At 40.0% G+C, this 11,991-nt stretch carries 3 protein-coding genes; all 3 read right to left on the bottom strand.

Annotation, left to right across the window (positions count from 1 at the left end):
* Positions 1-66: 66 nt before the first annotated feature.
* A complete protein-coding gene (locus tag T3H97_RS12790; protein ID WP_190299361.1) occupies positions 67-819 on the bottom strand; it encodes a carbohydrate-binding protein in 753 nt (250 codons plus the stop codon).
* Positions 820-1,124: 305 nt separating this feature from the next.
* Positions 1,125-1,847 carry a thioesterase II family protein gene (locus T3H97_RS12785; protein WP_025721395.1) on the bottom strand — a complete coding sequence of 241 codons (723 nt, stop codon included), beginning with the start codon at positions 1,845-1,847 and terminating at the stop codon, positions 1,125-1,127.
* 23 nt (positions 1,848-1,870) lie between these two features.
* The gene (locus T3H97_RS12780; RefSeq protein WP_328802757.1) at positions 1,871-11,980 is read right to left on the bottom strand and encodes a non-ribosomal peptide synthetase; all 10,110 of its coding nucleotides are present in this window, start codon (positions 11,978-11,980) and stop codon (positions 1,871-1,873) included.
* Positions 11,981-11,991 lie beyond the last annotated feature (11 nt).

The following is an 11,991-nucleotide window of genomic DNA, read 5'->3' as shown; positions in this document are numbered from 1 at the left end:
AAAAAAATCGGGCTGAAAAAACGCATTTTTCAGCCCGATTTTGCTTATCTTTTTTTAAAATCCACCTTAGTTCTTACCGCCATAGCCCTTATAAGTAGCGTAAACTGCATCTGCATATTGATTGGCCAGAATAGGACGGCCATAAGAGTCTGTAGTTCCCGGATACCAGTTATCTCCTCCGTTATAGTGTAATAAGCCATTATATATGTTGCCGAATCTAGTAATCTTTTCATTTAAAATCAGTCCGCCCAAGCATACCTGATCTTGTTCACTGCCGTGATTATAAGCACGGCCAAATTTTGAACTGAATTGAGATAAATAAGCATTACGTGTGTTTGGTTCTACCTGCATCAATCCGTCGCCGGCTGATGGACTGCCTGGTAAGCCTGCTCCAAAGCTACTTTCCTTTTTGATCACAGCACTCAGCAATAAAGCAAAATCTCCGCCTTTACCGAATTTATCGCCCGCATTCATTGTGTATGTCCATATGTGGCTTGGAACTTCGGAAGGCTTTGTTACTGAAGGACCTGTTGGTGGCGTTGTTGGCGGTGTTGTAGGTGGCGTAGTTCCGCTGCCGCCTTTCTCCCATAAAGCAGGAACAATAGGTGGTTCCCAACCTACGAGGGAAGTATGTGCCTGACGACAGGTATAAGTACTTCCACTATATGTTACTGTATCATTTACTGCATAGGCAGTATTTGGTGCCCATGCTCCCCTAGCGGCTGCGCTCACCGGCAAGACTGCGCAAAAGGTGGATAAGAATACTGCTAAAACTACCAAAAGTGATGTGGCTTTAAAAGAAAACTTTTTGCTAGTCATTTTCAAACCTCCTTGTATTTTTCTTCTGATATTTTCCTGTGTTGCTCATTTTCAACATTTATCAGCACTATTTCCCCCCCTTTGTTTTCACAAATACTTCAAGTTCATTCCATAATTAAAGCGATTAAACAAATGATTACAATTCTGATAATACAGAAACATGAAAATAATTCCAATAGGACGTAGGTTCTACTTTCTTGAAATTTTTGATTAGACTGGAAAGAGGCTAAGTCTACAGGTCATTAAAGTCAACCTAAAAACTTAGCCTCTTGATTTCATATTAAATTTTAAATAAACTTCAGTCTTCACATACCATTGTCTGCAAAGTCGATGAGACTACTATTTATTATTGCTGCTACATCCTTTTTGTAATCGTGTATAAAAAAATGATCCCCGTCAAACATATGAATTTTACAACTTTTGGACGTATAATCATGCCATTTTGCAACGTCAAAAATAGTGGCTCCCTTTTCTCTTTTTCCCCACAATACACTTATATCGCAGTCAAGCTTAGCGTTTTTTTCAATGTGCCTGTATGTGTCAGTAATTCTAAAATCCGCTCTGAGTATCGGTAAAAACAACTCCATTAATTCATTGCTTTTCAGAACCTCTTTGGGCGTGCCTCCCAGCTTAAATACCTCATCCACAAACTCCTTATCCGGCAAATCATAGAGTACCTTCTTCTTACTTACAAAACCCGGAGGATATCTGCCGGAAATAAACATATGGACAGGATATGGATGTCCGAGCTCCTTTATTCTATAGGCAAGTTCATATACAAGTACACTGCCCATACTGTGGCCAAACAACGCATAAGGTTGTTCTTCAAGGTTGCTTATGATAATACGGTGTATATCTTCAAGCGCTTCCTCAACACTTCCGTAAAACGGTTCACCAATCCTGCTGCCTCTTCCCGCAAGCTCAATCGGGAAAAGCTCAATCCTATCATGCAAGTATTGTTCCCAATATTTATATACTGCTGCAGAACCTCCTGCATACGGCAGACAAAACAATTTAATCTTATCCATTATATCTACCCCTTATATCTGAACTATTGGTTGATCTCTTCCAATATTTCTTTAATAATAGCCGCATTTTTATCTATATATCCTGTACTTAACATATCAAAATGACTGCCAAATCCGTTATATACTTTGAACTCTCCCGTTGTTGCCTCTCTCCATCCTTCACATAAATCAGCTTCACCTTCATTGTCTTGCTGCTGTGATATAATAAGATGGATATTGGAGTTTATCTGTCCCGAGTTTATAACACTTCTAGTGTATTTATGATAATTTCTCATTCTTTCAATGGCCTTTTCAATAACTGCCTGGTTATCTCCAAACATGCCTTTTATAAGTTTCTCATTTTCTTCTATAAATTCTTTATCCTGTTGCTCAGCAAGTTTCTTAGCATCTTCGCTTTCTTCCTCAATAAGGACAAATGATTTAGCCGAATCCAGAAAGATTATATCGGATACATGATGTCCAGTTTCAATTAATACTTTAGCAACTTCAAATGCCAGATTACCTCCTGCCGAGTAACCAAATAGAATATATGGGCCCTCGGGTTTGACAGAAGTAATTGCCTTCACATACTCCTCCATCCTGCTCTCATTTTCTATAAAGTCAAAGGAATATATGGAATAAGCATTCATTTGTTTTGATAAACTACCATAAGCTATTCCATTTCCTCCTCCTGGAGGGAATGCAAACATAAGACTCTCCATTGCTGAATTAAAATGAATTGCCGGACTTGGTGTAATATAATCATTGGCGTACGTATTGTGTATAAAACGGGCAATTTCCTTTATGGTTGGGGCCATATAAAAGTCTTTTAGTGGTACCTCAACATTTAACTGTTCATAAATTCTGCTTATAAGGGATATTGCCTTCAGTGAGTATCCTCCCAGTTCAAAGAAGTTATCATTCACACCAATTTTTTGTACTCCAAGGGCATCATGCCACAGCAGTGCAAGCTTCTCCTCAACTTCACCGCAAGGCTCTACATACTCTACTGATGTAGCTAAAGTACCGTCATTTTGGGGTAAATTATTCCGATCTATTTTGCCATTGGCTGTCAAAGGCAGCTTTTCCAGCTGAACAAAGTATTGTGGTATCATGTAATCGGGAAGTTCTTTTAAGAGAAGCGCCCTTAAATCTGATATTGTAAATTCACTTTCCCCTGCTATATAAGCACACAAATACTTGTTGCCCTCCTGGTCTGTCTTTGCAATTACCGCAGCTTCTTTTATTGAAGGATGCTTTAATAGCTGCACTTCTATTTCCCCAAGCTCTATCCTAAAGCCCCTAATCTTTACCTGATGGTCTACTCTGCCTATAAATTCGATGTTTCCGTCAGGAAGCCACCTTCCAAGATCACCGGTACGATACATTCTTTCTCCAGAGCTGAAAGGATTAGCTACAAATTTTTCCGTAGTCAATTCAAGTTTGTTCAAATAGCCTTTTGCCAGCCCATCTCCAGATATATATATTTCACCAGTTGTATTAACCGGTAAGATATTCATGTCTTCATTAAGTATATATATCTTATAATTCTGCAATGGCATACCTATAGGTATACTTGTTAGATTTCTCACCTTCTCACGGCTTAAATGGTAATAAGTTGAATCTACGCAGCATTCTGTTGGACCATAAACGTTTGTTATAGTAGGGTTATTATCTTTAAACCGATCATAGAAACCTTGTATACCTTTACATGAAAGTTCTTCCCCTCCGATAATAAACTGCATAACTGAAAGACTTTCGCCAGGCCTGGCAGTATCTGTTAAAAGCTTTATATGTGCTGGTGTTCCGTCTGAAACAGCAATTGAATTCCTGTTATAGTACTTTAGAAGGCCCTCACCATCTAGCCTTGTATCCTCAGGAACTATAAACAGCGTATGGCCAAGGAGAGAAGCCGCAAATATTTGTTTTACAGATGCGTCAAAAAAGTAAGGGGACACAAGGGCAACATTTAAATAATTATCATAATTTTCATAGACAAGCTTTCTTAGTCCATAAACCAAGTTAACTACACTTCGATGCTCTATCATTGAACCCTTCGGAACTCCAGTAGATCCCGATGTATAAATGATATAAGCTAAGTCCTCTGGTTTATTTATTTTATCAAGGTTTTCAGCACTTCCAATGTATATTTCAGGGGAATCAAGCAGTAATATATTACCGTAAAACTCTGCTTTATCCGCTAAATGTGATTGCGTCAACAGCATAGTTGCATTACTATCTTCCAGTAATTTTTTTATTCTTAGTCCAGGAAGTTTGGTTGAAATTGGTAAATAGACACCTCCTGCTTTTAAAATTCCCAGTATTCCAACCTGCATATCTACGGATCTTTCTACCATTATTCCAACTATGCTGTTTTGCTTTACACCATTACTTCTAAGTGCTCTGGCAAGCTGATTTGCCTTTTCATTGAGCTGCCTGTAGGTTAATTGCTTGTCCTCAAACACTACAGCTACATTATCAGGTGTCCTTTCCACTTGGTCTTGGAACAGCTCATGTAGAGTCTTATCCCTAGGGTATTCTGCCTTTGTATCATTAAAACTATTTAGTATTTGCTGTTTTTCATCCTGAGATAGTATATTTATTTCGGACAGCATCTTTTCGGGGTAAGCTGTGATCTCTTCCAGTACATTGATGAAATGGACCCCAAGTTTTTCTATTGTCTCTTTCTTAAACAGACGAGTAGCATACTTTAACCCAAATACAATATTATTCTGGGTCTCTTGGGCGTTTAGGGTCAAATCAAATTTGGACGCCCTGAACTCATTATCATAGGGCATGAACCTTAGCCCATTCATCTTAAATTCTGATGCCTCTTTATTTTGCAAGACAAACATAGTATCAAACAGCGGATTTCTGCTCAAATCCCGCTTAATGCTAAGCTTCTCCACAAGTTCCTCAAATGGGTAATCCTGGTTTTCATAAGCCCTTAGAGCATTTTCTTTTACTACCATCAAAAACTCGCTGAAATTCTTTTTACCTTGAGGGTAATTCCTCATAGCTAGGGTATTGACAAACATGCCTATGATGTCCTGCAAATCTGTATGTGGCCTTCCTGCTATAGGGCTTCCAATTACGACATCTTCCTGTCCGGTGTATTTGAAAAGAAGCACATTGTATGAAGCTAGAAGCACCATATACAGTGTTGCTCCATGATCCACGGCAAGCTTGTTCAGTTTATGTGCAAGTTCCCGGCCTGTTTCAAAACTGACCATATCGCCTTCAAAACTCTGTATAGCCGGCCTTGGGTAGTCTACCGGCATATCAAGTACTGGTATTTCTCCCCTAAATGCCTGGAGCCAGTATTCTTCTTGTTTACTGATTGTGCCGTCAGCAAACAATTTATTCTGCCATACGGAATAGTCCTTGTACTGAATCTGAAGTGCTGGAAGATTCATTCCTTCATACAAGCTTATGAATTCTCTTACCAGTATTTCATCCGACACCCCGTCAGATATGATATGGTGTTTATCAAGCATCATGACATGCCTGTCTTCTCTAATTTTTACGAGCCCTGCTCTTAGTAAAGGAGCCTTGCCAAGGTCAAATGGCCTTATGAATTCATTTGCTGCTTCTGAGGCTTTTTCTTCGCCGGTTTCCATGTACATGATACTAAATTCCACCTCATCATGGACCTTCTGCACCGGTTCACCATCTACCATATGGAAGGAGGTCCGGAAAGCCTCATGCCTTTTTACCAGCTGATCTAAGGCTTTCTCAAAACGTTCTATATCAATACTGCCTTCTAACAACATAAACTCTGGCATATTGTATGCCACCCTTGCTCCTTCAAGCTGATTTAATATATACAGCCTTCTTTGGGAAGACGACATAGGATAGTATTCCATTTCTCCAGTGGGCTGGATAGATTGATAAATACTCTCTTGGGCTTCCTGGATGTACTTGGCAATTTCTGCAATTGTCGGCAGCTTGAATATCTCCTTAAGAGATATATTTACATTGAACTCTTTGTGAATTTTGGCTGCAAAGTTTATTGCTTTTAATGAGTGCCCCCCAAGCACAAAGAAATTATCATTTCTCCCTATTTTCTCAACCCCCAGGATATCCTGCCACAATTGTACAAGCTTCTCTTCCACTTCACCTGAAGGTGCTTCATACTCTACTCCAGTATTTAAATGAGCAGCAGGGTGGGGCAAGTTCTTCCGGTCTATCTTACCATTGGCTGTCAAAGGCATTTCATCCAGCTGCATGAAGTATGCCGGGATCATATACTCGGGCAATTCTTTTGAAAGGCATTCCCTTAGTTCAGTTATTGTCAGTTCATTTTCCCCAACGAAATATGCACACAGATCCTTGTTCTTCTGTTGGTCTTCCTTTACAATAACCACAGCTTCTTTTATTGAAGCATGTCTTAATAGCTGAGCCTCTATTTCTCCAAGTTCTATTCTAAATCCCCTTATCTTTACCTGGTGGTCCATCCTGCCTAAAAATTCTATATTCCCGTCAGGCAGCCATCTTGCCAAGTCCCCAGTACGATACATTCTTTCTCCCTTTATAAACGGGTTAGATACAAATCTTTCTGCAGTAAGCCCCGTCTTGTTTAAATAGCCTTTGGCAAGACCATCCCCAGATATATATAATTCCCCAGCGATACCTATAGGATTTACTTCTAATTTCTTACCAAGTATGAATGCTCTGGTGTTTGGCAAAGGACGGCCTATGGGGATATTATCCAATCTACTAAGCCCCGCCGCAGTAATCAAATATTCCGTAGAATCCACACAGCATTCGGTAGGACCATAAACATTTGTGATGCAAGGTTGCACATCCTCAAATCTGCTTAGGAAGTCTTTTACTGCATCAAATGGAAGAACATCTCCGCCTATAATAAAATGTCTCACTTTTAGGTTATTATCTATAGGAGGAGAATTTAACATCATATTTACGTGTATGGGCGTTCCATCCGAAATATCAATCCTATTTTCACTATAGAAGTCCAGCAGCTTTTTACCGTCTTTCCTTGCTTCCTCCGGTACAATGTACAATGCATGCCCCATTAGCAGTGCTGCGAAAATCTGCTGCACCGAAGCATCAAAAACATAAGGGGCAATGAGGCAAACATTCAACGGTGATTCATATTTGCTATATATTCTCTGGAACAGACCCTCTACCAGGTTTAATACACTCTTATTATCAATGCAAACACCTTTAGGGTTTCCCGTTGAGCCAGAGGTATAGATGATGTACGCTGTATCACCAGGCTTATTTATACATTTTATATTCACATCGTTTATAAAATTATAATCATAATCAGATAAATCAATAATCTCACCATCGAAATCATCACGATCCATAAGATGATTTTGGGTGAGTAAAATTTTGGCCTTGCTGTCCTCCATCATATACCTTTTTCTTTCCAATGGATAATTAGGATCTACAGGAAGGTACGCCCCCCCAGCCTTGATTACTGACATTATACCTATAACCATTTCAGGCGAGCGGTCCACCATTATGCCTACAATATCATCAGGCTTTACTCCCTTTTCTCTTAATGCCCTGGCCAATTGGTTTGCCTTTTGATTCAGTTCTCGGTAGGTTAATTGTTTACCTTCAAAAACCACTGCAATATGATCAGGAGTCTTTTTCACTTGCTCCTCAAACATTTGGTGTATGGTTTTATCCAGGGGATATTCGAGAGCAGTATCGTTAAAGCTGTATAATACTTGCTGTTTTTCTTCCTGTGATAACATTTCGATTTCATAAAGCCTTTTTTCGGGGTATGCTGCAATTTCTTCCAGCAAATTGATGTAATGAGCCCCAAGTCTTTCAACTGTTTCTTTCTTAAACAGTCTTGTACAGTATTCGAGTTCAAAGGCTATACCATCCTCAGTCTCAAATGCATTTAAGGTGATGTCAAATTTTGATATTCTGCCTTCTATCCCTTTGTTGTACGGCTTGAAGCTTAGATCAGACGTTATGAGCTCTGCTTTTCCAACATTGTATATGGCAAACATGGTATCAAAGAGGGGATTCCTGCTCATATCCCTCCTTATGTCCAGCTTATCCACTAATTCTTCAAACTGATAGTCCTGATTGTCGTATGCTTTCAAAGCATTTTCTTTAACTTCTTTCAAGAATTCAATAAAAGTCTTTTCTCCTTGCGGGTGGTTTCTCATGGCCAGAGTGTTTACAAACATACCTATGATGTCTTGAAGGTCAGCATGAGGCCTTCCAGCTATAGGACTTCCCACAATAATATCTTCCTGTCCAGTGTATCTAGATAACAGCACATTGTATGCAGCAAGAAGCGTCATATATAATGTAGCTCCATTGTCTGATCCAAGCTTGTTAAGTCTAACCGCAAGCTCGCTATCAGCTTCAAAGCTGATGTAGTCTCCTTCAAAGCTTTGTACTGCGGGTCTTGGGTAGTCGGTGGATAAATCCAGCACAGGGATCTCTCCCTGAAAGGTCTGGAGCCAGAATTCCTCCTGCTTACTTATGGCAGCTCCTGCAAACAATTCCCTCTGCCAAACTGAGTAGTCCTTGTACTGTATACGCAGTGGAGGAAGTATTTTCCCTTCATATAAGCTTATAAACTCTCTTACCAGTATGTCGTTGGACACTCCATCCGATATGATATGATGCATGTCAAACACCATAATATGTCTGGCTTCTCCAATCTTTACAAGTCCAACTCTTAATAGTGGAGCCTTTCCAAGGTCAAAGGGCCTTATGAATTTCTCCACTATTTCGGGAACCTTCTCTTCACTGGTTTCCAGGTACATGATACTTAGGTCCGCCTTGTCATGGACTTTCTGAGACAGCTCTTCCTCGATCATATGGAAGGAGGTTCGAAAGCTCTCATGCCTTTCTATCAGACTATGAAAAGCCTGCTCAAAACGTGCTTTATCAACAGTACCTTCCAGCAATATTATGCCAGGTATATTGTAGGCGATTCCAGCTCCTTCAAGCTGGTTTAATATATATAGTCTTTTCTGGGCGGATGACATGGGATAATATTCCATATCCCCAGCACGTTGAATGGACTGATATAGGCTCTCCTTTGAGTCTTCAATGTAGCTGGCAATTTCTAAGATGGTTGGTGTTTTGAATATTTCCTTAAGAGGTATGTCTACATTGAACTCTTTGTGAATTCTTGCTACAAGGCTTGTTGCCTTTAACGAGTGTCCTCCGAGCATAAAGAAGTTATCATTTCTTCCTACCTTCTCTATTCCAAGGATGTCCTGCCACAGCAGCGCAAGCCTTTCCTCCACTTCACCTGAAGGCGCTGCATACTCTGTTCCTGTATTTATTCTTCCATCAGGCAGCGGCAGCGCCTTTCTGTCCAATTTTCCATTTATGGTTAACGGTACTTTTGCTATCCTCATAAAATAGGATGGAATCATATAATCGGGCAGCTCTTTAGATATAAGCTCCCTTATTTCGGTCACTGTCACTTCTCGGTCAGACACTATATAAGCGCAAAGATACCTGCCTACACTTGAATCCTCCCGGTCAATGACCACCGCCTCATTTATATCAGCATGCTTCAAAAGGGCTGCTTCTATTTCCTCAAGCTCGATTCTATACCCTCTTATTTTAACCTGGTGGTCTTTTCTGCCGGCAAATGCAATATTCCCGTCAGGAAGCCACTTTGCAAGATCTCCTGTTTTATACATCAGTTCTCCAGGCATAAATGGGTTCGGTACAAACTTTTCCCTGGTAAGTTCCGGTTTTTTCAAGTATCCTCTCGCCAATCCTGCCCCGGAAACACAGAGTTCACCCTCAACACCTATGGGCTTAAGATTATTGTTTTCATCAACTATAAACACCCGGGTATTGGTAATAGGTTTACCAATAGGTACCGACTTATCGGCCGTCTCACAATCATCTGCTTTCCATACCGTTGCACATACGGTTGTCTCAGTAGGTCCATAAGCATTTATATATGAAATCCTGTTGCTCCATTTCTTTAAAAGTTCGGGAGTGGAAGCCGAACCTGCTGCAATTACCTTCTTTAAGGAAGTTACTTTTTCCGGGTCCAGATTTGCCAGATACGGAGGTGGTAAAGTAGCAATAGTTATCTCATTTTCATTTAGGTATTCTTCAAATCTTCGATAGTCATTGATAATATCGCCTGAAGATATATATAGTGTTGCTCCTGCCAATAGTCCCATAAATATTTCCCAAACTGCAGCGTCGAATGAAATTGATGCAAATTGAATAATCCTATCGCTTTCACTTACATTTAAGCGGGTCTTGAAAAACGCCTCCAGATTTGCTACCCCTTTATGTTCTACCATAACCCCTTTAGGTTTTCCTGTAGACCCAGATGTATAAATGATATATGCCAAATTTTGCGGTGAACATACCACTTCCAGGTTCATAGGGTTTCCGGCATAAAGGCTTTCATCTTCTATGTCTATATACTTCCCGTAAAACTCCACTTTCTCCAGGAATTGCTTTTGGGAAATCAGCACCCCTATCCTGCTGTCCTCGAGTAAATATTCGATTCTTGCCTTAGGGTAGTCAGGATCTATAGGCATATATGCCCCTCCGGCTTTAAGTATGCCAAATATACCTATGACCATCTCCAGTGAGCGTTCTACCATAATACCCACTATGCTGTCTGGTTTAACTCCCTTATCCCTCAACACTCTTGCAAGCTGATTTGACTTCTCATTGAGTTCCCTATAGGTTAGCTGCTTACCCTCAAACACCACTGCCGCATTGTCAGGTGTCTTCACCGCTTGTTCCTCAAATAGTTGGTGAATGGTCTTTTCCCTGTGGTATTCCTCCGTTGTATTATTGAAGCAGTGTACTATTTCTTTCTTTTCCACTTCGGTGAGTATATCAATATTCCTAATATGCATATCGGGATTATCGGTTACAATTTCTATTACCGACTGAAAATGTCCCTTGATTTTTTCTATGAAATTACCATCATATACCAGTGAGTTGTAACTGAATTTAATAGATAATTCCTTACCGCCATCAACGAGTATCCCAAAATCATAATTCGTCTGCTCGAATATTTCCATTCCAACTACATTTAAAATGCCATTACTGGATGAAGCATTAACCGCTTCATCCATAGGGTAATTTTCAAAAGCCATGACATGATGTATCAAGGCATCTTTCAAGCATGTTTTTGACTGCACATCCGCCAGAGGATAGAAACTGTACCGGTCAGATTCAAGCACCGATTGCTGCATCTCTTTGATCAGTTCGGTAAAAGTTTTATCCTCATCACAACTCACCCTTACTGCAACGGTATTTATAAATAAACCCACCATGCTCTCAATTCCCTGTATTTCATGAGGCCTTCCCGATACCACCTCACCAAACACCACATCATCGGTATTGTTATACCGCTGTAATAATATCCCCCATATGGTCTTTATAATGGTACTCATGGTTGTATTGTTTTTGGCTGCAAACTTCTCAAGATCGCTAGTTATTTGTTCAGATATTTTAAACTCCGTTTCTTCAATCCTGAAATCATCACTTGCAGACCTGCCGTTTTGGGGAAGGACTGTCTGATGCTCGTAACCTTTAAGATAGGTTTCCCAGTAATCTGCGGCCTCGTTCTGATTTCTGCCTTCCAACCATTTGATATAGCGGCTGTAAGGATATACCTTTCCTGACTCCGGCTCCCGGCTATTCATCAGGGCTTCATAGTTTTCCATAAATTCTCTAAATATATTTGCGAGACTCCACCCATCAATAATGATGTGATGAAAGCTCCATACCATGTTATAAGATTGGTAGCCTGTTTTAATTACACTTAATCTTGTTAAAATATCCCTTGATAAGTCAAAGCCCTTTTTTCTGTCTTTAACCCTGTATTCTTCTATATACCTATCCCTTAGTTCTTCGGCAAGGGGGGTAATATCCTCATAGCTGACAGACAGCTTTCTTTCCTTCATGACTACTTGTAAGGGCTTGGCTACATTTTCATACAAAAAAATTGTTCTCAAAGCGTCATACTTTTCAATAATGATATTAACGCTCTTTTCAACACAATCAATGTCCAGGATGCCTTTTATAGAAAGTGATATCTGCTCAAAGTAGGCGTCTGAATTTTTATCCATCATATAGTGGTACAATATCCCTTGCTGCATAGGAGTGAGCCGGTACATATCTTTTATGTTTTGTTTCTTCAAATCACTCATAAGTACTCCTC

Origin of the sequence: Paenibacillus sp. LX16 (genome assembly GCF_036252815.1) — a bacterium.
Taxonomy (GTDB): Bacteria; Bacillota; Bacilli; order Paenibacillales; family Paenibacillaceae; genus Paenibacillus; species Paenibacillus polymyxa_B.
This window is presented reverse-complemented; position numbering and strand designations above follow the sequence as displayed.

Bases quoted from the DNA above. Each gene is read 5' to 3' on its own strand.
- T3H97_RS12790 (WP_190299361.1), bottom strand. From the start codon at position 819: ATGACTAGCAAAAAGTTTTCTTTTAAAGCCACATCACTTTTGGTAGTT.
- T3H97_RS12785 (WP_025721395.1), bottom strand. From the start codon at position 1,847: ATGGATAAGATTAAATTGTTTTGTCTGCCGTATGCAGGAGGTTCTGCA.
- T3H97_RS12780 (WP_328802757.1), bottom strand. From the start codon at position 11,980: ATGAGTGATTTGAAGAAACAAAACATAAAAGATATGTACCGGCTCACT.